General features: G+C 28.7%; 23 protein-coding genes. 12 read left to right on the top strand and 11 right to left on the bottom strand.

Features of this window, described 5'->3' with window-relative positions; genetic code table 11:
• The first annotated feature begins 2 nt into the window (after nucleotides 1–2).
• The 6 genes from KQI42_RS18090 (at nucleotide 3) to fni (ending at nucleotide 5726) form a co-directional block, all read left to right on the top strand.
• A complete protein-coding gene (locus KQI42_RS18090; protein ID WP_216521808.1) occupies nucleotides 3–1361 on the top strand; it encodes a YjiH family protein in 1359 nt (452 codons plus the stop codon).
• A 51-nt stretch (nucleotides 1362–1412) separates the two neighbouring features.
• Nucleotides 1413–2030 carry a DNA-3-methyladenine glycosylase gene (locus KQI42_RS18095; protein WP_343231723.1) on the top strand — a complete coding sequence of 206 codons (618 nt, stop codon included), beginning with the start codon at nucleotides 1413–1415 and terminating at the stop codon, nucleotides 2028–2030.
• Nucleotides 2031–2090: 60 nt separating this feature from the next.
• Nucleotides 2091–2432 (top strand): hypothetical protein, encoded by a 342-nt coding sequence (locus KQI42_RS18100; RefSeq protein WP_216521811.1) that lies wholly within the window; start codon nucleotides 2091–2093, stop codon nucleotides 2430–2432.
• A gap of 16 nt (nucleotides 2433–2448) precedes the next feature.
• Nucleotides 2449–3627: a cation:proton antiporter gene (locus tag KQI42_RS18105; RefSeq protein ID WP_216521813.1), complete on the top strand. Its 1179-nt coding sequence runs from the start codon at nucleotides 2449–2451 to the stop codon at nucleotides 3625–3627.
• 96 nt (nucleotides 3628–3723) lie between these two features.
• A complete protein-coding gene (locus KQI42_RS18110) occupies nucleotides 3724–4698 on the top strand; it encodes an LCP family protein (protein WP_216521814.1) in 975 nt (324 codons plus the stop codon).
• 17 nt (nucleotides 4699–4715) lie between these two features.
• Complete coding sequence (gene fni, locus KQI42_RS18115; protein ID WP_216521815.1) at nucleotides 4716–5726, top strand: type 2 isopentenyl-diphosphate Delta-isomerase; 1011 nt, start codon at nucleotides 4716–4718, stop codon at nucleotides 5724–5726.
• 45 nt (nucleotides 5727–5771) lie between these two features.
• On the opposite strand, the gene KQI42_RS18120 is transcribed toward fni, so the two are convergent.
• Complete coding sequence (locus tag KQI42_RS18120; RefSeq protein ID WP_216521816.1) at nucleotides 5772–7565, bottom strand: DUF2207 domain-containing protein; 1794 nt, start codon at nucleotides 7563–7565, stop codon at nucleotides 5772–5774.
• Between the two features lie 173 nt (nucleotides 7566–7738).
• Here KQI42_RS18120 and KQI42_RS18125 point away from each other — a divergent pair, with 173 nt between their 5' ends.
• Nucleotides 7739–8722, top strand: a complete 984-nt coding sequence (locus KQI42_RS18125; RefSeq protein ID WP_216521817.1) for a biotin--[acetyl-CoA-carboxylase] ligase — start codon at nucleotides 7739–7741, stop codon at nucleotides 8720–8722.
• A 9-nt stretch (nucleotides 8723–8731) separates the two neighbouring features.
• Here the strand turns inward: KQI42_RS18125 and KQI42_RS18130 are convergent, their stop codons facing one another.
• On the bottom strand, nucleotides 8732–9400 hold the full coding sequence (locus KQI42_RS18130; RefSeq protein ID WP_216521818.1) for an NAD(P)H-hydrate epimerase: 669 nt from the start codon (nucleotides 9398–9400) through the stop codon (nucleotides 8732–8734).
• A gap of 233 nt (nucleotides 9401–9633) precedes the next feature.
• Here KQI42_RS18130 and KQI42_RS18135 point away from each other — a divergent pair, with 233 nt between their 5' ends.
• Nucleotides 9634–9936 (top strand): hypothetical protein, encoded by a 303-nt coding sequence (locus KQI42_RS18135; RefSeq protein WP_216521819.1) that lies wholly within the window; start codon nucleotides 9634–9636, stop codon nucleotides 9934–9936.
• Between the two features lie 27 nt (nucleotides 9937–9963).
• Here KQI42_RS18135 and KQI42_RS18140 read toward each other — a convergent pair whose 3' ends face one another.
• Nucleotides 9964–10533, bottom strand: coding sequence for a biotin transporter BioY (locus tag KQI42_RS18140; protein WP_216521820.1), 570 nt, complete (start codon nucleotides 10531–10533; stop codon nucleotides 9964–9966).
• A gap of 210 nt (nucleotides 10534–10743) precedes the next feature.
• On the opposite strand from KQI42_RS18140, the gene KQI42_RS18145 reads away from it, so the two are divergent.
• From KQI42_RS18145 to KQI42_RS18160, 4 genes are read left to right on the top strand one after another with little or no spacing between them, the layout of a single operon-like run.
• Nucleotides 10744–11118 carry a GntR family transcriptional regulator gene (locus tag KQI42_RS18145; RefSeq protein WP_216521822.1) on the top strand — a complete coding sequence of 125 codons (375 nt, stop codon included), beginning with the start codon at nucleotides 10744–10746 and terminating at the stop codon, nucleotides 11116–11118.
• 2 nt (nucleotides 11119–11120) lie between these two features.
• Nucleotides 11121–11975: an ABC transporter ATP-binding protein gene (locus KQI42_RS18150; protein ID WP_216521824.1), complete on the top strand. Its 855-nt coding sequence runs from the start codon at nucleotides 11121–11123 to the stop codon at nucleotides 11973–11975.
• A gap of 5 nt (nucleotides 11976–11980) precedes the next feature.
• Nucleotides 11981–12619, top strand: a complete 639-nt coding sequence (locus KQI42_RS18155) for an ABC-2 transporter permease (RefSeq protein WP_216521826.1) — start codon at nucleotides 11981–11983, stop codon at nucleotides 12617–12619.
• Nucleotides 12620–12632: 13 nt separating this feature from the next.
• On the top strand, nucleotides 12633–13298 hold the full coding sequence (locus KQI42_RS18160; RefSeq protein WP_216521828.1) for an ABC-2 transporter permease: 666 nt from the start codon (nucleotides 12633–12635) through the stop codon (nucleotides 13296–13298).
• A gap of 5 nt (nucleotides 13299–13303) precedes the next feature.
• On the opposite strand, the gene dsdA is transcribed toward KQI42_RS18160, so the two are convergent.
• The 8 genes from dsdA to KQI42_RS18200 all read right to left on the bottom strand — a co-directional run bounded on the left by dsdA (nucleotide 13304) and on the right by KQI42_RS18200 (nucleotide 21342).
• Nucleotides 13304–14626 carry a D-serine ammonia-lyase gene (gene dsdA, locus KQI42_RS18165; protein ID WP_216521830.1) on the bottom strand — a complete coding sequence of 441 codons (1323 nt, stop codon included), beginning with the start codon at nucleotides 14624–14626 and terminating at the stop codon, nucleotides 13304–13306.
• 105 nt (nucleotides 14627–14731) lie between these two features.
• Nucleotides 14732–15463 carry an ABC transporter permease gene (locus KQI42_RS18170; RefSeq protein WP_216521831.1) on the bottom strand — a complete coding sequence of 244 codons (732 nt, stop codon included), beginning with the start codon at nucleotides 15461–15463 and terminating at the stop codon, nucleotides 14732–14734.
• A 13-nt stretch (nucleotides 15464–15476) separates the two neighbouring features.
• Complete coding sequence (locus KQI42_RS18175; protein WP_216521832.1) at nucleotides 15477–16223, bottom strand: ABC transporter permease; 747 nt, start codon at nucleotides 16221–16223, stop codon at nucleotides 15477–15479.
• Nucleotides 16223–17128: an ABC transporter ATP-binding protein gene (locus KQI42_RS18180; protein WP_216521833.1), complete on the bottom strand. Its 906-nt coding sequence runs from the start codon at nucleotides 17126–17128 to the stop codon at nucleotides 16223–16225. The genes KQI42_RS18175 and KQI42_RS18180 overlap by 1 nt, the downstream gene beginning before the upstream one ends.
• A gap of 118 nt (nucleotides 17129–17246) precedes the next feature.
• The gene (locus KQI42_RS18185; protein ID WP_216521834.1) at nucleotides 17247–18671 is read right to left on the bottom strand and encodes a HAMP domain-containing sensor histidine kinase; all 1425 of its coding nucleotides are present in this window, start codon (nucleotides 18669–18671) and stop codon (nucleotides 17247–17249) included.
• Nucleotides 18672–18675: 4 nt separating this feature from the next.
• On the bottom strand, nucleotides 18676–19392 hold the full coding sequence (locus tag KQI42_RS18190) for a response regulator transcription factor (RefSeq protein WP_246566733.1): 717 nt from the start codon (nucleotides 19390–19392) through the stop codon (nucleotides 18676–18678).
• 135 nt (nucleotides 19393–19527) lie between these two features.
• Nucleotides 19528–20004 (bottom strand): DsrE/DsrF/DrsH-like family protein, encoded by a 477-nt coding sequence (locus KQI42_RS18195; protein WP_216521836.1) that lies wholly within the window; start codon nucleotides 20002–20004, stop codon nucleotides 19528–19530.
• A gap of 24 nt (nucleotides 20005–20028) precedes the next feature.
• Nucleotides 20029–21342, bottom strand: coding sequence for an aminotransferase class V-fold PLP-dependent enzyme (locus KQI42_RS18200; RefSeq protein WP_216521838.1), 1314 nt, complete (start codon nucleotides 21340–21342; stop codon nucleotides 20029–20031).
• Nucleotides 21343–21436 lie beyond the last annotated feature (94 nt).

A 21436-nucleotide genomic window follows, 5' to 3' on the forward strand; every position in this document is an offset into this window, starting at 1 on the left:
TCATGACAGAGACGAAAAAAAGTAAGTATTCAGCTCCAGATTACTTACGTTTTTTATTACCATCATTAATTGGAATTATGTTATTTATGATTCCTGTAAAATATGATGGAGAATTTACAATTTCAGTTGCTATTTTGTCAGGATTTTTTCAGAGCATTTTATCTGATTATCTTACTTTATTGATGACTATACTAATAAGCTTTACTGGTTTTATGACGATTATATATAAAATATTTAAGCCAAAGTTTATTGAAAAAAGTGAGTATTTAAAAGGATTGTTTAATGTTTCTGTATTTTGGTTTATAGCTAGAATTATTGGAATGGTATTTGTCTTATCCACATATTTTGAAATAGGACCAGAGTGGATATGGTCAGGAGGTACAGGTGGATTGCTTTTAAATGATTTATTGTCAGTATTATTTTCCATATTCTTTTTTGCTGCATTTTTACTTCCTTTATTATTGGATTTTGGACTTTTAGAATTTGTAGGGGCGCTTCTTACTCCTGTAATGAGACCTATTTTTAAGCTTCCAGGTAGATCTTCTATTGATTGTATTACTTCTTGGCTAGGAGATGGCACTATAGGAGTACTTTTAACTAATAAACAGTATGAAGATGGATATTATACTACAAGAGAAGCATCTGTTATAGCTACCACTTTTTCTGCTGTATCTATAACTTTTAGTTTAGTAATCATTGCACAAGTTGATCTAGCACATATGTTTGTTCCTTATTATTTAACCGTTACTTTTGCAGGAATTGTAGCAGCTATTTTAATTCCTCGTATACCTCCTCTATCAAAGAAACCAGATACCTATATAACTGGTATTAAGAGAGACGATATTGAAAGGATACCTAAGGGATACACTCCATTTACTTGGGGAACATGTCAAGCAATAGAGAAAGCTAAGAATAGTAGTGATATTAAAAAATTTGTAACAAGTGGGTTTAAGAACGTACTTGAAATGTGGATTGGAGTTACTCCTATTATTATGGCTTTTGGAACAATGGCTTTAATAGTCGCTGAATTTACTCCAGTTTTTCAATGGCTAGGGGTTCCTTTTATTCCAATTTTAAAATTATTAAAGATCCCTTATGCTAAAGAAGCAAGTCAAACTATGATTATTGGTTTTGCAGATATGTTTTTACCTTCCGTTATTGGAGCTAAAATTCAAAGTGAATTAACTAGGTTTGTTATAGCAGGAGTTTCTGTAACTCAACTTATCTATTTATCAGAAGTTGGTGCAGTTATTCTTGGATCTAAGATCCCAATATCTCCTAAGGAATTATTTATTATATTTATTCAAAGAACCTTGGTAACTTTACCAATTATAACTATAGTAGCACATATATTATTTTAAGAGGCTTAGGCCTCTTTTTTAATTTGTTTTGGATATAATAAAATAATGGAGGTGGCAAGTCTGAAATTAGGAAGAGAGTTTTATAGTAGAGATACAATAACGGTTGCCAAGGAACTTTTAGGCAAAATATTGGTCCATGATGTAGATGGTCAGTTAATAAAAGGTAAGATTGTAGAAACAGAAGCCTATTTAGGTTTAATAGATAAGGCTGCTCATAGCTATGGAGGTAAAAAAACTAAAAGACTTGAAGCTATGTATAGTATTCCTGGAACGTCTTATATATTTTTTATTTATGGAATGTACTATTGTTTTAATGTAGTTACAAGGGAAACAGGAATACCAGAAGCCGTATTAGTAAGAGGAATAGAACCTGTAGAAGGAATAGATAAGATGTCTAATAATAGGTTTGGAAAGAATTATGAAGATTTAACCAATTATCAAAAGAAAAATTTAACTAATGGTCCGGGTAAACTTTCTATAGCTTTTAACTTAGATAAATCTTTGGACAAAGAAGATTTGTGTGGAAATAGATTATATATTTCAGAGGGAGAAGAAGAAAAAATAGACATAGTAGAAACTACTAGAATAGGTATAGATTATGCGGAGGAAGCTAAAGATTGGAAACTTAGATTTTACATAAAAAATAATGCTTTTGTATCTAAAAAGTAAAAAAATTTGAAAAAATTTTTTATGAGGAGTAAAATAATTTAATGAAGGGAGGGAGTTATTATGCAAATGCTAATTATTGTATTAAATAATCTTGATAAGTTAGATGATTTGCTTATGGAGTTTACCAATAGCAGTATTTTAGGTGCAACTATTATAGATAGTATGGGTATGATAAGGGCTCTAGCTGATGAACATGAAAAGGACTTACCTTTATTTGGATCTCTTAAAATGATGTTAAATGAAAATCGGCCATTTAATAAAACTATTTTTACAGTACTACCAGATGAGAAAATACCCATAGCAATGGATTGTGTGAGAAAAGTTGTCGGTGATTTAAACAAAGAAGGAGTAGGGATAATGTTTACTTTACCAATTAAATATGTGGAAGGAATCACTAAATAAGGATGGGATGGTAACAATGCATATTTTATTTTACGTAGCTATTATTCTATTAGCAGGAATGGGAACCGCTAAGATATTAGCTAAGTTCAAACTGCCTAATGTAACAGGATATTTAATAGCAGGACTTATAATAGGTCCTTCAATTTTAGGATTAATACCTAAGGATAGTACAGAGCAACTTTCTATTATTTCTGAAGTAGCCTTGGCATTTATAGCTTATAGTATTGGAAGTGAATTTAACCTAGAGCATCTTAAAAAGGTTGGCAAAGGCATAATAACCATAACTATGTTTGAAGCTCTTACAGCAGTAGTTTTGGTAGATTTAACAATGATCTTTATATTTAAACAATCGGTTCCTTTTAGCATTGTTTTGGGAGCTATAGCGGCTGCTACTGCACCAGCAGCTACCTTAATGGTAGTAAGACAATATAAAGCTAAAGGTCCCGTTGTGAATACTTTATTACCTGTAGTAGCTATTGATGATGCAGTTGGGATCATGGCATTTGGAATATCCACCACAATAGCAAAGTCACTAATAAATAATTCAACTAATATTTCAATTTATGGATTGGTTATTTATCCATTAATTGAGATATTAGGAGCATTAATTTTAGGTTTTGTGATGGGCTTGTTCCTTATTTTGATTTCAAAAAAATCAAAAGGAGAAGACGAATTACTTTCTATAGTAATAGCAATTTTATTTGCAACAGCAGGTATTGCTATTAGATTTAATTTTTCATCCTTACTAGCTTGTATGATGGTAGGAGCAACGCTTACAAATTTAGCACCAAATAATAAAAAGCTATTTAATGCGGCTGAAAAGTTTACTCCTCCAATATTTATATCATTCTTCACAATAGCTGGAGTTCAGTTAAATCTTTCTATACTCAAAGAAGTTGGTTTAATAGGTGCTGGTTATGTAATAATTAGAGTAATAGGTAAGATGTTGGGAGCATATGTTGGAGCTAAAATTTCAGATTTGCCTCAAACAGTTCAAAAATATTTAGGATTTACGTTGATACCACAGGCTGGAGTTGCTATAGGCTTATCAATGATTGCTCAGAATATATTACCTTTGTCTTATGGTGCCCAAATAAGGACTATTGTCTTAGCAGGAACCGTAGTTTATGAGCTAGTAGGCCCGTTGATTACGAAGACAGCCTTAATAAAAGCTGGGGAAATAAATATTTTGTAGCCGTATTGTAACCTAGTTAATCCTACTTTTAATTGTAATTATACCCTATATGTAGTATTATTTAAGATATAACTTTTAATCTACTGAGGTGAAGAAATGAAGAAGAAATTTTTAGTCACATTTATTATATCTTTAATTTGTTTTTCCATGTTATATACTGGAATTTGGAAGAAATTTTTAAATAAAGATTTAAGTGCTACTATTGGAAAAAATGAAAGAGATAGAACAGAAGAGGAAAATGAAATAGAACCAAAGGTTAAGGATGAAATATTATTCTTAATGATGGGAATAGACGATCAAGGCGGTATAGCTAAAGTAAAAGAAAAGAAAATTGAAGGTGAGAATAAACATAAGCCGACAGGAAATCGAACAGACACTATGATGCTATGTAAAGTTAATTTTGACACTGGTGAAATTAATATACTATCTATTCCTAGAGATACTAAAGTTAAAATAAGTGGAAGAAAAAATGAGGCTAAAATAAATGCAGCTCATTCTCATGGAGGACCTTATTTAGCAGTGGATACTGTTAAAAACTTGTTAAATATAGATTTAAATTATTATGTAACAGTAGACTATAAGGCAGTAAAAGAAATAGTAGATGCTATTGGAGGAGTAGAAATAGATGTGCCAATGAATATGAAGTATTATGATCCTACGGACAAGCCTCCATTGAAAATAAATTTAAAAAAGGGATTACAAGTATTAGATGGTGATAAAGCCATTCAATTCTTAAGATTTAGATCGGGATACGCAGAAGCAGATATAGGAAGAATAAAATCTCAACAAATGTTTATGAAGGAATTAGTTAAACAGACATTAAAACCTAAAAATATATTAAAACTTCCCAAATTGGTAAATACTTATTTTGACTATGTAGATACCAATATTCCTTTTGGAGTAATTATGCAAGGAATAGGTAGTGTTAATAAAATAGATATGGAAAATATGAAAACAAATACAATTCCAGGGTATGGTAAAAAAATAAGTGGAGCAGACTATTGGATATATAATAAGGATGAAACAGCAAAAATCATCAAGGATATGTTTGGAGACTATTTATTAAACTAGTAAATAGAGGTGTAAACATGAGGGAAAGAAGAAAAAAAGAGCATATTGAAAATTATTTAAGAACCAGTTATAAAGGAGACACTCTTTTAGGAGATATCTTTTTAGAACATAATTCGTTGCCAAATTTAAATCTACAAGATATAGATACAAAAACTATATTTTTAGGGAAAACTGTAGATTATCCAATTATTATCAATGCTATAACCGGTGGTAGCGATTTTTCCTGGGAAATAAATCGAGATTTGTCTCAATTAGCGAAAGAATTTAATATTCCTATGGCAGTAGGTTCTCAAACTATAGCTTTAGGAAATGAAGAAAATAGGGAATCTTTTAAGATTGTTAGAGAGAATATTGGTGAAGATGGTATCGTAATAAGTAATTTAAATGCTCAAGCTTCTATGGAAGATGTAAAAACTGCTTTGGAAATAATTGATGGAGATGCTATACAATTACATCTAAATCCAGCCCAAGAATTGGTTATGAAAGAAGGAGACAGAAATTTTAGAGGTATTTTAGATAATATAGGGAATATTGTAAAAAATATAGATAAACCAGTAATAATAAAAGAAGTAGGTTTTGGAATATCAAAAGAAGTTGCCGAAAAATTATATAATATTGGAGTTAGAACCATAGATGTATCAGGATCTGGAGGAACTAATTTTATTGAAATAGAAGATATTAGATATAATGATATAGATTTTAGTGACCTTTATTCTTGGGGAATTCCTACAGCGTTAACTTTAATTAAATGTAGAGAACTCCCTAAAGATTTAACTTTAATTGCAAGTGGAGGAATAAGAGAGAGTATAGATATAGTGAAATCTTTAGTAATTGGTGGAAATATGGTTGGCATTAGTGGAGAAATATTATCTTATCTCCTCCATGGAGGCTATGATAATGCGAAGGAATATTTAGAAGAGGTTATTCATAAGCTTAAGGTAATAATGGTGCTTTTAGGTAAACAAAATATTGAAGAATTGAGGGGAACATCTTATAAAGTTACGGGAAAGTTAAAAGAATTAATATAAGGATAAATAATTTAAAGAAGCTGGAGAGATAATTCTCCAGCTTCTTTAAAATCCGCCAGCTCCGCCACCGCCGGCACCTCCTCCACCACCACCAGAAAATCCTCCACCACCACCTACTGAAGATGATGAAGTTGTAGTGCTATCTGCCAGTGAGAAGCTTTTTTTGTAAGTGTTTTCAAAGATAGACCTACCTTTAGAATCACTCATAAAATACCAATATGCAAAGTACGTGGGATTATAACCTTGATGATTCATAGGTTTGAAGGATTCTAAAGAAGATCTATTAATACCTAAAGCCATACCGTAAGTTAAAGCTTCATCAATAGTCATAGAAGTATTAAAATCTGATATAGTTTTTCCTTGTTTAGTCAAATCTTTTTTAAAATCCATCCATTTTTTATATTCAATTTGTCCTTCATCAGATTTTCTAAAGAATAATACGAAGCTGTAGATAAAGGTTATTATAGATATAGCTAATGGTAAGAATCCATAAAATCCACCAAATGCAAGAGAAATAATACTTATAGTAAGAGAAATTAAAGAAATAAATATCATAAATGTTCCAAACCTAGGAGCTCTTTTATCATAATATCCTCTGCTGTCTAAATCTTTCTTAATACATTGAGTCCATTTATTAATAGATTTAGAATAACTAGTAAAGTTTTTTTCTATATGTTTTTTAAAATCTTTAGTAGTAAATGTATTATCATCACCTACAATATTAAAAATCCATTCTATAAAAAATGTTTCATGGCTCATTAAATCTTTAATAGGTCTAATAGTTCTACTAAATTTGAAATTAGTTATATTTTTTTTCATTTCTCCATTTTCTTCAATAGTCATAAAACCTTTTCTAGTCAAATCAAATAGTGTGGCCATAAAACAATTATCAATAGATCCATTGGTTAGTCGACCAACTTCAGCAGGGGTAATTTCTCTAGGAGATAAGCTATTGATTTTATCATACATATCTACATTACGCCTAAGTTTTCTAAAAGTAAGACTAGTAAAAATAATAGTAAGCGCTGCTACAACTAAAGAAATATTGTTAAATAAATCAGCCCTAGCACTTTTTTTAGCTTCCTTTTCTTTAATGGATTCAATGAAAGATAATTCTTCATTTATTATATTATTATAAGCATTAGAGGATACTATTTTAGTACTAGCAGGTATAAAGGTTTCAGGAAATAATATTCTAGCTTCAACAAAGGTATTTGTAGATACATCTTCAACTTCTAATTTTATTACACTATTATTAATGAAATTGATTTTACCATTCAATGGACCATGAGCAAATATTTTTACTTTATCATTAACTTTTTCTGGCAGTTTAATAGTAGCACTAAAATAATCAACTGGAGTAGAGTTATTCTGTCCTATAAATTTATAATACAATTCTCCAGTGTCTTTGTATTTCACAGCTACATTCTTAACTGTATATTTAATACGAAAGGTCTTTTCTTCATTCTTAGAGGGAGAAAATATCATTAAGTTAGTACTATTATCTTGAATATTAGTTTTAAAAACTTGAGAATCTCCTTTTTTAGCATCTTTTACAAGGCTATAGGGAACCTCTTTTCCTTTAACCATTTCATAAAGTTCAATGTTTTTTATACCATCAGTATTATTTGTAACTATATCTCTAAAGACGCCATTAAATTTATTCTTAAAGTTAAAAGTAATATCCTCAGAAATTAAAAGATCTCCATTATTTAGAACTTCAGAATCTACTATCCATCTTGTAATAGTTAAGTTATCATCTGCGAATACTGGCATAGGAATGAAACTTAACAATAGTATAAAAAGAAATAAGAAAGAAAATATGTTTTTATTTTTCACAGTTGTCACCTCCATTAAATATTATCTCCAATAGGCTGTAGTAAAAGTATATTAATATAAAACTTAATAAAATAGGCTTTATAAATATTATATACTTATATGTATGTGAAAAGGAGATAATATTTAATAATTGTGATAGAATATATTAAAATTACTTATGGACAGGTGATGATATGAAAAATAAAATTTTAAAGTTGTTAAAAAATAATAAAGAGGAATTTTTATCAGGAGAGAAAATATCTGAAGAGTTTGGGGTGACTCGTTCAGCTATTTGGAAATATATAAATACCTTAAAGGAGGAAGGTTATGAAATAGAATCAGTGTCCAGAAAAGGATATAGAATAATTTCAGAACCAGATATATTAACTTATGAAGAAGTAGAAAACGACTTGAATACTAGTTTCATTGGAAGAAATATTTACTATTTCAACACAATATCTTCAACCAATATAAAAGCAAAAGAGATAGCTTTGAAAGAATTAGAAGGAACAGTAGTTATAGCAGAAGATCAAACTACAGGTAAAGGAAGATTAGGGAGGGATTGGGTATCATCAAAAGGTAGAGGAATTTGGATGAGTATAATTCTAAAACCTGAAGCAGATCCTATTAAGGTGGCTAAAATAACTTTAATAGGGGCAGCAGCAGTTAACAAAGCCTTAGAAGATATAGGAATTAAATCCCAAATAAAATGGCCTAATGACGTAGTTATAAATGGAAAAAAGATTTGTGGTATTCTTACGGAGATGAACTGTGAGTTGAATATGATTAACTATGTTGTAATGGGTATTGGAATCAATGTTAATCTTCAAGAAGAAGATTTTCCAAAGAATTTAATAGATAAAGCTACTTCATTAAAGATTGCTGAAAAAAGAGAAATAAATAGAAAAAAATTACTGGCAAATATATTGAATAGATTTGAAGAATTTTATATACCTTTTAAAAATAGTGATGATATTTCTAAAGCTATAGAAATATGTAGGGAAAATTCTGCTTTAATAAATAAAGAAGTTAGCATAATAAAAGGTGAGGAAATAAAAACGGGCAAAGCTTTAGATATAAATGAAGAAGGTAAATTAGTTGTAATGTTTGAAAATGGGATTGTAGAAAATATATTTTCTGGAGAAGTATCTGTTAGAGGAGTAGAAGGATATGTTTAAAGGATGGAATTATTCCATCCTTTTTAATATAGTATCTGTAGCTTTTTTAGGTATCCCAATAGGTTCAACTATTATTTCTCCAGTGTATTCTTCTTTATCTAAAAGTCCTTTTTTCATAAGATGGAAAGTTACTGTCTTATTTGCTTTAACTGAGATGCCAAGGACCTTCCCAGTATCTCCATCTAATCCTGAAGGGATATCAATAGAGAGAATGTTTTTGGACTTGCTGTTAATTAAAGAAATGACTTCTTTATATAAATCTTCAATATTCCTAGTAAGTCCGATACCAAAGATAGAATCTATAGTTGAATCATTTCTTTTTAGGGATTCCTTTAATATAGTTAAATCTTTTTCTCCTGTTATATGAGTAAACTTCATTCCCATATTTTTGAGTATGTTTAAGTTTATATTAAAATCTTCTGTTGCCTTATCTAAATTTCCTATTATAAATAAATCTACATATTTTTCTTCTAATATAAGATGGCGAGCTATAGCTAAACCGTCTCCTCCATTATTTCCTATACCACATATAATGGTAAAACTATTTATATTATGTAAATCAATATTTTTAATTACCTTTAATGCAGCATTTTCCATTAAAACTATACTAGGGATGCCAATGTTCTTTATAGCATAGCTATCCATAGATTTCATTTCTTCACAGCTAATAGTAAGCATAAACTCCCCTCCTTAAAATCTATCATATACTATTATATACTCTAGTTCGTTAATTTCATAATTTTTAATAATTATAAAAATTAGATCTAAATAATAATTTAATTTTTTATATTAAAATTAAAAAAATTTAAAATAACTGGAACTTTTCTTCTCTATTTATACTCTATATATATTAGGGATAAAATAAAATTTTTGTAATAAAACTGTCTCAGAATATAGATGGAGGAGTACTAATGAATATATTAATAATTTGGCTAACTATAATTACACTATTGGGGATATATTTTAAAGTATACAAAAATCTATTAAAAATAAAAGAATTAAAATATATAGATTATAAATTACATATTACAGAGATAAGATTTCTTTATATTGATATGTTGGCTTATCTACTATTTATATTATCCTTTGATTTATATATAATAAAGCATGTTATCTTACTATATAGTTTTGATTTAACAAGAACTTATATACTTGCTTATGTTTGGGGAGCTCTGCTATTGTTAATAGGTTGTCTACAATCTAAGGAGTCTTAAGATTATATATAATCTTAAGACTCCTTTTTATTCTATATTTCTGTATACTTTTGACTTATCTAATATGGGCAGTGTCTTTATAGCTACTATAGAGGAGATTAAAGCCTTTAGGATATCTCCAGGTAAGAAAAGAATACATCCAGTTTTTATAATAATCGACAAGGGAAGATTTTTTCCCATTAATTTATTTAATATAAGATACATATAAGGCAGCCCAAATAGATAGATTACTATAGTTCCTATAAAAACAGCCAGCCAAATTCTTTTATTATCTATTCCTTTTTCTATATTACATATCTTACCTACTATATAAGAAGCAAATATAAATCCAATTAAAAATCCGAAACTAGGTTTCAGAATTGTTTGAGGTCCTCCAGTAAGACCCGCCAATATAGGAACACCTATTAAACCCAGAGTTATGTAAACTATCTGAGAAAAAGCACCTAGCTTAGGACCTAGAATAAGACCAGATAAAATAACAAACAATGTTTGTAGAGTAATAGGTACTTCACCTAAAGGGATATTTACGAACGCACCTATAGCAGTTAATCCTGTAAATAAGGCTACTAAAGTCATTTCCTTTGTAGATATTTTCATTATACTACCTCCCGATTGTCAACTAAAATAATAAAATATGTTTACATTATAATATTAAGCAAATTCTTGCTAATTGTCAACTAAAAATTATAGGATGGTTTACCAAAAACATATTGACAAGAAAATTAATTAAGTATATACTGTATATATGACATATATACAGTATATACTTAATTAACACTATATACATTATTGTTTAGGAGGATATATATGAGAATAATAGTATCCAATTCTTCTAATGAGCCTATATATGAACAAATTTCTAACCAAATAAAGGGCATGATAATAAAGGGAGAATTACAAGAGGGAGAGATGCTACCTTCCATTAGGGGGCTAGCTAAAGATCTTCAAATATCTGTAATCACTACTAAAAGAGCTTATGAGGAATTAGAAAAAGAAGGATTTATAGAAACTATGCAGGGGAAAGGTTCCTTTGTAGCTATGCAAAATAAGGAATTAATTAAGGAGAAAAAATTAAAAATTATAGAAGAAAAATTATTAGAAATAGTTGAAGAAAGTAAGACTATGGGATTAAGTTACAAAGAAATAAATCAAATGCTTAAGATTTTGTTTGAGGAGGTATAGTTATGGATTATATTCTAGAAGTAAAGGATTTAACTAAAAAGTTTGAAAGTTTTAAGCTGGATAAAGTCTCTTTTAAATTAGAGCCTGGATATATTATGGGATTTATTGGACCTAATGGTGCAGGAAAAAGTACTACTATAAAACTTATAATGAATCTTCTTAAAAAAGATGGTGGAGAGGTAAAGGTCTTTGGTAAAGACCATATTCAATTTGAAAAGGAAATAAAAAACAGAATAGGCTTTGTATACGACGAATCTTATTTTTATGAAGATTTAACTATAGGACAGATGAAAAGTATAGTAGCATCTTTTTACAAAGGATGGGACGATACATTGTTTAATAAATATTTAAAGGATTTTGATTTAAATCCTAAGATGAAAATAAAGAAACTATCCAAAGGTATGAAAATGAAGTTTTCTTTAGCCTTAGCTTTATCTCATAATGCGGATTTAATAATTATGGATGAGCCAACTTCTGGGTTGGATCCGGTTTTTAGAAGAGAAATATTAGATATTTTATATAATGTTATTCAAGATGAAAATAAAAGTATATTTTTCTCTACTCATATAACTACGGATTTAGAAAAGATTGCAGATTATATTACCTTTATAAACAAAGGGAAAATAGTGTTTTCAAAGCCAAAGGATGATATTTTAGAAAATTATTCAGTGGTAAAAGGTGGGACTAATTTACTTGATGCTGATACAAGAAAGGAATTTATAGGCATAAGAGAAACAGGAGTAGGATTTGAAGGATTAGTGGAAAATGGACAAAAAATAAAAGAATTATTTGGTAGTCAAGTGTTAATAGAGAAAGCATCTTTAGAAGATATTATGGTTTACACTGTAAGGGGGTAATTATAATGTTGGGTTTAATAAAAAGAGATTTAAATTTAATGTTTTCCAACAAACAGAATATATTCTTTCTAGTTCTATATGTTCCCTTTTTTCTTTTTATGATAGATACTAAAAGTATGCCACATCTATACTTGGTTATATTGGTCACTTATACTCATATGTTAACTATAATACCTTTTTCTTATGATATAACATATAAGACCCACTTAATGTTTCAATCTTTACCTATTAAGAGGAGAGATATAGTTATATATAAATATTTATCCATATTTATATATTTTATATTTGCAGTTGTGTATGTTGGGGTTTATATGTGGATAATTAACTTAATTGGATTTAAGAATGTGGATTATTTTAATGTATCTATGATAAAAATTGCTTTACCTTTAGTCATGGTAAGTTTAAGTATTACTATACCTGCTTACTTTAGACTATCTCCTAAAATAGCTCAAATATTTAATATATTTATATACATTCTATTATTTAATATATTAAGTATTAATATAAACAGTATTGTAAATGTGGGAACTGGTCCAATATTAAGTATTTTTAAAGGAATAAATCCTATTTTCATAGCTTTAGGAGTATTTGTTTTATCAATTATTTTATCTATAAAACTTTATGAAACTAAAGATTTGGCATAAGAGAGGTGATAATATGAAAAATCTTGTTATGAAAGATTTAAGGCTTACTACTAAAATGAATATATTTGCTTTACTTTATGGAATAATTATAGGATTTACCGGATTAATGATAAATGATGTATATAGGTCTAAGACCATGTATATAGTAGGCATGTCATTATCAATTTATATAGTTGCTATTTATACTAGTGGTTTTGAAGGTAGAGCTAAATCAGACATTATATTAAATAGCTTTCCTATAAATAGAATAGATATAGTAAAAGCAAAATATGTAAGCATGATTATATATATAATTCTAGGTGGAATGTTTATTATTATACCTACTCAAATTTTTAAATTAATAGGAAGTTTTAGTGGTAAAGTAGGGAATCCTGCCAGTCTATTTGATTTTTTATTTGTTTTAGCACTATCTTTAATTTTTTATTCAATATATTTACCTTTTTATTATAAAAGTGATGATGGATTAAGAACCTTTAATCAAGTCTTTTATATGATTATGATAATAATTCCCGGTGTAATTGGAAAACTAGGGAAAAAGATAGAAGGAACAGAGCTATTTAGTTATATTATTGGTATGGATTTAAAATCTGTTATATTAATATTATTGGGATTAGGAGTTGTACTATATATTATATCTCTGCAAATTTCAAAACAAATCTATTTAAAAAGAGAATTTTAGAAGGGCTATTTAGCCCTTCTTTTAATAAGAAGCTCTCCTTTGGCATAATAGCCCTTCATAATATTTTTTGGAACTAAACTTCCTCCAGTAGCCCAGCACATATGTGTAGCATTGTTTAGATAATCTTTACCATATTTATCAGAAGTAAGAATTGGTCCTAAAAAACCTGCTAAAGCAGAAGGTTCTAAGTATATATTTTCTTCTTGAGCTAAGGAAGTTAAAAATCTATATAATCTATTATCATCTATAGTAAAAGCACCACTTAATATTTTATCCATTATTTTACCTACAAAGGAAGAAGGTCTGCCTACAGCTAGTCCATCAGCTTCTGTTCTATTGTCTAAACCAATATCTTCAACAGAAATACCATCATGTAATCCTGTCATTAGTCCTAAAAGCATAGCAGGAGAATGGGTAGGTTCTGCAAAGAAACAGTGTACATTATCTCCATACATTAACTTTAATCCATAAGCTACACCACCAGGTCCTCCACCTACACCACAAGGAAGATAGACAAATAAAGGATGTTTATCATCCACTATTATATTCATTTCATCTAATTGTTTTCTTGTTCTACTACCTGCTACAGCATAACCTAAGAATAAATCTTTAGAATTTTCATCATCTATAAAATAGCTATTAGAGTCGTTATCAGATAATTTTCTTCCTTCAAGAACAGCTTTAGAATAGTCTGAAGCATATTCTATTACTTCAACACCTTTAGATTTTAAAAGTTCTTTTTTCCATTGTTTAGCATCGGAAGACATATGGACTTTTACTTTAAAACCTATTTTCGCACTCATTATTCCTATACTTAATCCTAAGTTACCAGTACTACCAACTTGAATAGTATAGTTTGAAAAAAACTCCTTAAATCTATTCTCTGCTAATATGGAATAATCATCTTCTGACATAAGCATATTGTTCTCTATAGCTAAAGTTTCAGCATGTTTCAAGACTTCGTATATACCACCTCTAGCCTTAATAGATCCTGCTATAGGAAGCAAATCATCTCTTTTAACAATTAAATTACCATATATATTTTTTTCATAGTCTTTTTCCATTCGTTTTTTCATATTGTCAATTTTAGATATGGGAGATTCAATGATTCCATTTTTTACTTCTGGGAAGATTTTTTCAATGTATGGAGCAAATCTTATTAATCTTTCTTCTGCATTTAACACATCCTTATGGGATAAGGGAAGAGAATCTTCTACATTAATAAAGTTTGTATAATTTTCATTAAACCAAATTACTTCTCTTAAAGCTTTTATTTCTTTTAACAAAGGTAAGTTTTCTTTAGATATAGATATAGTTTTATCTTCCATAGTACTCCTCCTTTAGTTTAAGCCAATATATAGTATTTAAACTAAGTATACCATAATAATACAGTTCTTTTGTCTAAAAATTCTAGAACAAAAGAACTGTATTATTTAAGAAAGTATATCTTTAGTTGTAAATTTATATAGACCAATTGCAAAAGCCGCAACAAACAATATTATGCTAAAGGGATAAATAAGCATATTTTGTTCAAATAATCCTCCTCCAGAAGTAGCCATTGCAGGATAGGTCCAAGGATAAACTATCCAATATTTAGTATTGGCCACAAGAAGTGTAGGAAGAGTAAGACCTATTCCTAAACCTAAGGGTACTCCTACATGGGAGAAGTTTATACTTATAATATAAATTATTATCATAATAGGAAAAGATACTATATAAGATAGAAGAGGCTGACCAATAATCATACCATAGGGAATAGGATCTGGAGCTTTCACCATCTTTCCGGCTATTAATATACTTACTATAAAAACAAGTATGTTTATGAAAACTATACAGCTACCTAAGATAAATTTACTTATATACATATCTTTTCGTTTAATAGGAAGAGTTAAAGCGTATTTCCATCCTCCATTATCATTTTCTACTTTTCCCATAAGAGACATAATTAAAGTAATCAATATAGGTAACAATAGGAAGGAATAAAAAATAACACTTTGCGTATATATTTGGTTCCATATATTTTGACCTTTTCCTGTAAATAAGTCATAGTATCTTAAAAAGTTAGAAGCTCCTTGAAAAACTATAAATGCAGGAGCCAAAGCGGCAATCCATAAAACCTTTGAATGCTTTAATTTTAACATTTCTATTTGTAACATTTTTCTCATAATATTTTCTCCTTTAGTCTAAAATATCTTTTCTTTTAAAGTGAACCATACCAATAAAAAGGAATAAGAGTCCAAAGGTTATACCGCCTTGTATTGCTATGGAATTATTTTCTCCCTTTAGGGGTATGGAATAAAGGATGTGGGCATAGGGAATAAGTTTTGCAATAAATTGAGACTGAGCTAAAAATAAAGATGCAATAATTCCCACAAAACCTTGGGCTAATGAAACTATAATGTTGTTAGTTCGAGAGCTTAACCAAAGTTGTAAACTAATTACTCCTAAAAGAGAAATGAACTGATATATACCATATTTTAAAAATAGATATATATCTAAGGAATCAGGAAAATTTAATATTTTACCTGCAAGTATTAGCCCCGAAATATTTAATATAATCATAAAGATACTAAATATTACTACGGTAACCCATTTAGAAAAATATAATTTATTCTTGCTAATAGGCAGAGTTAATGTATATTTAAGTCCTCCGTCTTTATAATCTACATAATATAATAGTGAACATATTGTTGTAACAGCCAATGGAAAAGTAATAAACCAAAGAGCTGATAAATGATTTTCTAATAACAATATCTCCCAAGTATTTAAAAGATTTTGCTTTTTTGTAAGATAATCATATCTTAAATAAACATCTACAAAAGCTAAGAAGCTGGTACCTAAGGAAAGTAATAAAACAATGATCCATGTAAATCCTCTTTTTTGTTTGAGAAATTCGTTTTTAATACTGGATAGAAAAACTTTCATTACTTTATTCCTCCTGTTAACTCTAAGAAGATATTCTCTAAACTTTTATTTTCTTCACTAATATGTGAAACTTCAAAGCCTTCAAAGACTAATTCTTTATTCAGCAATCCAGGGTTTAATACTCCTTTTTTTAAGAATAATCTGCCATTCTTTTTATCTACCTCATAATTTTTATCTAATAAATATTTTTCTGCCTCTACCATAGGAGAAACTCCTAGACATATTTCAGACTGATTTTTATTTTTAAGTTCTTTAAGGGAGCCTTCAAAGAGCAGTTCTCCTTTATTAATAATTCCTACTTGTGTAGCCATTAACTCTACTTCGCTTAGAATATGACTGGATATTAGTACAGTTACTCCCAACATTCCTGGAAGACTAATTATTAAATCTCTTATTTCATGTATTCCAGAAGGATCTAAGCCATTTGTGGGTTCGTCTAATATTAATAATTCCTTATCTCCTAATAGTGCTTGAGCTATTCCAAGTCTTTGTTTCATTCCTAAAGAAAACTTTTTAACCTTTTCATTTTTCCATTTTGTTAGATCTACAATTTTTAATACTTTATCTATCTCTTTTTTATCTGCATCTAGTATTTTTCTAGTTATCTCTAAATTTTCTTTAGCAGTTAAATTGCCATAATAGGACGGAGATTCTACCATAGAACCTACCTTTCTAAGTAAATTTATAGAATGACTTTCGATAGACTTACCAAATAAATAAGATTTTCCTTTAGTAGGTTTTATAAGTCCTAAAAGCATTCTTATAGTAGTAGATTTTCCAGCACCATTAGGTCCTAAGAATCCATAAATCTCTCCTTTTTCTACTTTCAAATTAACTTTATTTACAGCAGTAAAATTGCTAAATTCTTTCGTCAAGTCTTTTGTTTCTATAACATATTCAGTCACTTTAAAACCTCCTTCTTAGTTTCTTGTTAATTAAACTTTATCATTCTGACCTTAACTATATTTTTAGCCATCCTTAATTAATCCTTAAATTTATACAAAAAAAGAAGCCTTATTTCATTTATAAGGCTATAGTTATTTTGGTTCCTTTTCCTAGCTGACTAGTAACCTGGATATTACCTCCATGGGCTTCGATAATTTCTTTGGATATAATCATGCCTCGTCCAGAACCTTTTTTATTTTCTTTTAAAGATTTATCATTATAATTTCTATCAAATGGATGGGCAAGTTTTTCTTTAGACATGCCTGTACCATTGTCCTCAATTAAAATACAAATTCCATTTTCATTAGAGATAGATATATTAATAACGGTATCCTTAGTATTGTGTATTAGTGCGTTATAGACTAAATTGTTTATTGCTCTTGAAAAAAGATGAGTATCTAAGTCGATAAAAATAGGATTTTCTTTATGTGAGAAATTAACTTTTCTATTTTCATATAGTGGATGATTTAAGATATTAACAATAATTTCTACCATAAAATCATTTAAATTAATTTTTTGCTTATTTAAAGGAATTAGACTATTTTGCAGTTTATAAGTTAATTTTAAGTCATTTAATAAGTTCTCAATATAATCTGTTTTTTCTAATATTATTTTCAAATAATTATCCTTTTCTTCATTAGAAGAGATATAGATATCATCTAATAATATTTCTCCATAACCCTTAATAGATGAGAGAGGAGTTTTTACATCATGGCAAAAATTTTCTATCCAATTTTCTCGTATTTTATTTAGATTCTCTTTTTCTATTTTACTTTCTTTTAATTTAATACTAAGATTGTTTAAGTTAGAATAAATATCTTTATAGACACCTTTTTCAGGATAGTAAACATTGTAATCTCCATCAGCTAAAATTTTGATACCGTCAATTATTTTAGATAATGGATTGGTAAGCTTTCGACCAAATAAATAACTTATTGAAATAGTTACAAGTAAAGTGCTAAATAACGTTACAAATATTCCTTGTTTATATGATTTAAATATATTAGAAAAGTTAAAATATACGACATATCTTGCTACCAAATTATATGGGAGTCCTATGATATAACTATATTTTAAATCATTATTTTTAATCATACCTATAAAAATACTGGAATCTCCTATAACTCCATTGTATTTATAAGCATGTACGATTTCCACAGGGGAATAATGTATGGGAGCATTATCAGGTTTAAGGTTATTGTACACCTCATCTCCATTATTATCCAATATTTGTATCCAACCATTATACTTTTTTAATATTTCAATTCCTTCTTCAGATACATAAGGATCATTGTCTTTAAATTCTATGAATTGGAAGAAATCTGAAGCGAATTTTTCTGCTCCTGCGGGGGTTGAGTAGATTTCATTAATGTCACTGGTATTTCTAGAAAATAAAGACTCTCCATATAAATAATAACTTATAGAAGAGAAAACTAACAAAAGAACTATCATATTTACAATGGTTATAGTTATAATAAAACGTAAAGTTATTTTCCAGTTCATCTACCTATACCTCCTTGGTATTTAATTTATATCCAAGTCCTTTTATGGTTAATAAATACTTAGGAGAGCTAGGGATATCTTCAATCTTTTCTCTTATCTTTCTTATATGGACCATAATAGTATTGTCATCACCGAAGTAGGGTTCTTCCCATATAGCTTCATATAGAGTTTTTTTACTTAATATATGGTTTGGATATTTTGCTAAATACAATAAAAGCTGATATTCTTTTGCCGTTAAAGATAAAACTTGTCCGTTTTTTAATACTTCTTTTTTTCCTTCATTTATAGCTATTTGACCAAATTCAATTATATTATTTTCTATAGTGTTTAAGTATGCTTTTCGCCTAAGTTGTGCTTTTATTCTATAGGCTACTTCTTTGGGGCTAAAAGGTTTAGTAATATAATCATCTCCCCCTAAACTTAAACCCAATAATTTATCTATATCATCATTTTTTGCAGATAAAAACAATATTGGACACAGCGTAATTTTTCTTAGAGATTGACATACCTGAAATCCATCAATATCGGGAAGCATAATATCTAGAACGATTATATCTGGATCTATTTTTTTGCATAGTTCAATGCTTTCATATCCAGATAAGGATTTATATATTTCTTTAAATCCTTCTTTAATTAAGGTGGTTTCTAGTAGATCCAATATATCTTTTTCATCATCTACTAAAAGTATTTTTTCTGTTTCTAAATGGCTTATTCCAATCAATGTAATTACCCTTTCTAAATACCAATATATTTTAAAATATAGTTATATAAAACATAACTTCTATTTTTAGTATATATTATTATAACTTTAAATAAAAGAAGAAAGAAACCCGATAGGAAATATTCCTATCAGGTTTTAAATGAATAATTGGATATTTGATTCTAAAGCGTCTACAATATATTCTTCTGCTGTAACAATTTTAACTTCATTCAAAAGTTCTTCTTCTTTAAATCCCATTACCTCACAAGATAATTTGCAAGCTTGAAGAGATACACCTTTATTGATAGCTCCCTTTAGAAAAGCACTTAAAGGAGGAGTATCACTTTCTTCCATCATTTCAACAAGCATTTTTTTACCGATTCCTGCAAAGTTCATTTTTGATAAAGGTAGATCTTCTATAGTTCTTGGAGTCATATTGGCAAACATTTTTTCATAAGCAGTTTTATCTTCTTCTGACATTTTATTTGGTTCTCTTACTAGAAGAAGACCCCAAAAAGCAAAAAATAATGTAACATCTACATTTATTTCCCTAGCAGCATTAGCCATGACAAGGGCAGCTAATGCTTTATCATAATCAGCACTAAACATAAGTATATTCATTTTTTTATTCATTAAAAAACCTCCTTTCTACTATTTTTAGTAGAAAGGAAGGTTTCTATACTTAGAATTATAATATTCTATATTTTTGCCTATTTCATTTAACAAACTAATAAGAACATTTATCTCATCATGGTCATTATAAAGTCCAAAACTTATTCTTACCATTCCAGGTCTAGGTAAGTTTTCATCTTTTTTATATTTTTCCATTTCCGATGAAGATATATTAAGAAGTTTTTGAATATAAGGTTGGGCACAGAAACACCCATTTCTTACTGCTATTCCACCTTCCATAGCTAGAACTTTAGCTACAGTTTCATGGAGCATACCTTCTATATTAAAGGAGATGATTGATACTTTTTGGTCTACATCAATATCATCATATAGGATAATATTAGGTATTGACCTCATTCTTTCAAGAGTGAATTTAGTTAATCCTTTTTCATATTCTTCAACTTTTTTTATATTCAATGATAATAAAGTTTTAATACTAGTGACTAAAGCCACTACTCCCATTAAATTAGGAGTTCCTGCTTCCTCCTTTAAGGGAGGATCTTCCCAAATAACATCATTAAGGGTTACTAATTTTACTGTTCCACCGCCAGTTTGTTCTGAAAATCCATCTTTAAAGGTTTCTTTTGGAGCTACTAATACTCCCACACCAAAGGGAGCATACATCTTATGGCCAGAGAATGCTATATAGTCAATATGTTCATCACTGTTTTTAGGTTTAATATCAAAGGCATGATGAGGTATTAATTGTGCTCCATCTACTAAGATTTTAGCTCCATATTTATGTGCCAATTTGGCTATGTCGTAGATAGGATTTAAATAACCTGTTACGTTGGAAGCCCCAGTTACAGTTACCAAACCTACTTTTCCTTTGTGTTTTTTTAATTTATATTCTAAGTCTTCTATAGATAATCTCCCTCTGCTGTCCACTTCTACATAATCCATATTATATTTATATCTCCAAGGTAATAAGTTTGAATGATGCTCCATATATGTAGAAAGGACTATTTTATCTCCTAGAGTATCTTTAAGTCTATAAGATAGTTTATTTATACATTCTGTAGTATTTTTTAGGAAAACGACTGTATGGTAATCTCTGTCTCCTTTTATAAAATCTAAAATTACTTCTCTTCCTTCATCGTAAATCTTAGAAGATAGTATGGATTTATAACCTGTTCCTCTGTGAACAGAAGAGTAAGTAGAAGAAAAATTATTTACTTCTTCTAATACAGAATAAAAAGGAGGAGTAGTTGCGGCATTATCAAAGTTTATATAGGGTGCCATAATACCGTCTACTATTGGAACTAAAGAATTTTTTCCAACAACTAAATTTCTATACATAGTATCACCTTTATTTAAAGTATTACTATTAGTATATTAAAGCTTGAAGATTTGGTGTCAGTTATTATGAAAGGCAAGTTATTTAAGTTTTCTC

Source organism: Tissierella simiarum, assembly GCF_018917865.1.
In the GTDB taxonomy this organism is placed as follows: Bacteria; Bacillota; Clostridia; order Tissierellales; family Tissierellaceae; genus Tissierella_C; species Tissierella_C simiarum.

Bases quoted from the DNA above. Each gene is read 5' to 3' on its own strand.
- KQI42_RS18145 (WP_216521822.1), top strand. From the start codon at position 10,744: ATGAGAATAATAGTATCCAATTCTTCTAATGAGCCTATATATGAACAA.
- KQI42_RS18105 (WP_216521813.1), top strand. From the start codon at position 2,449: ATGCATATTTTATTTTACGTAGCTATTATTCTATTAGCAGGAATGGGA.
- KQI42_RS18175 (WP_216521832.1), bottom strand. From the start codon at position 16,223: ATGAAAGTTTTTCTATCCAGTATTAAAAACGAATTTCTCAAACAAAAA.
- KQI42_RS18100 (WP_216521811.1), top strand. From the start codon at position 2,091: ATGCAAATGCTAATTATTGTATTAAATAATCTTGATAAGTTAGATGAT.
- KQI42_RS18200 (WP_216521838.1), bottom strand. From the start codon at position 21,342: ATGTATAGAAATTTAGTTGTTGGAAAAAATTCTTTAGTTCCAATAGTA.
- KQI42_RS18170 (WP_216521831.1), bottom strand. From the start codon at position 15,463: ATGAGAAAAATGTTACAAATAGAAATGTTAAAATTAAAGCATTCAAAG.
- KQI42_RS18110 (WP_216521814.1), top strand. From the start codon at position 3,724: ATGAAGAAGAAATTTTTAGTCACATTTATTATATCTTTAATTTGTTTT.
- KQI42_RS18150 (WP_216521824.1), top strand. From the start codon at position 11,121: ATGGATTATATTCTAGAAGTAAAGGATTTAACTAAAAAGTTTGAAAGT.
- KQI42_RS18195 (WP_216521836.1), bottom strand. From the start codon at position 20,004: ATGAATAAAAAAATGAATATACTTATGTTTAGTGCTGATTATGATAAA.
- KQI42_RS18090 (WP_216521808.1), top strand. From the start codon at position 3: ATGACAGAGACGAAAAAAAGTAAGTATTCAGCTCCAGATTACTTACGT.
- KQI42_RS18140 (WP_216521820.1), bottom strand. From the start codon at position 10,533: ATGAAAATATCTACAAAGGAAATGACTTTAGTAGCCTTATTTACAGGA.
- KQI42_RS18160 (WP_216521828.1), top strand. From the start codon at position 12,633: ATGAAAAATCTTGTTATGAAAGATTTAAGGCTTACTACTAAAATGAAT.
- KQI42_RS18130 (WP_216521818.1), bottom strand. From the start codon at position 9,400: ATGCTTACTATTAGCTGTGAAGAAATGAAATCTATGGATAGCTATGCT.
- KQI42_RS18135 (WP_216521819.1), top strand. From the start codon at position 9,634: ATGAATATATTAATAATTTGGCTAACTATAATTACACTATTGGGGATA.
- KQI42_RS18185 (WP_216521834.1), bottom strand. From the start codon at position 18,671: ATGAACTGGAAAATAACTTTACGTTTTATTATAACTATAACCATTGTA.
- fni (WP_216521815.1), top strand. From the start codon at position 4,716: ATGAGGGAAAGAAGAAAAAAAGAGCATATTGAAAATTATTTAAGAACC.
- KQI42_RS18155 (WP_216521826.1), top strand. From the start codon at position 11,981: ATGTTGGGTTTAATAAAAAGAGATTTAAATTTAATGTTTTCCAACAAA.
- dsdA (WP_216521830.1), bottom strand. From the start codon at position 14,626: ATGGAAGATAAAACTATATCTATATCTAAAGAAAACTTACCTTTGTTA.
- KQI42_RS18125 (WP_216521817.1), top strand. From the start codon at position 7,739: ATGAAAAATAAAATTTTAAAGTTGTTAAAAAATAATAAAGAGGAATTT.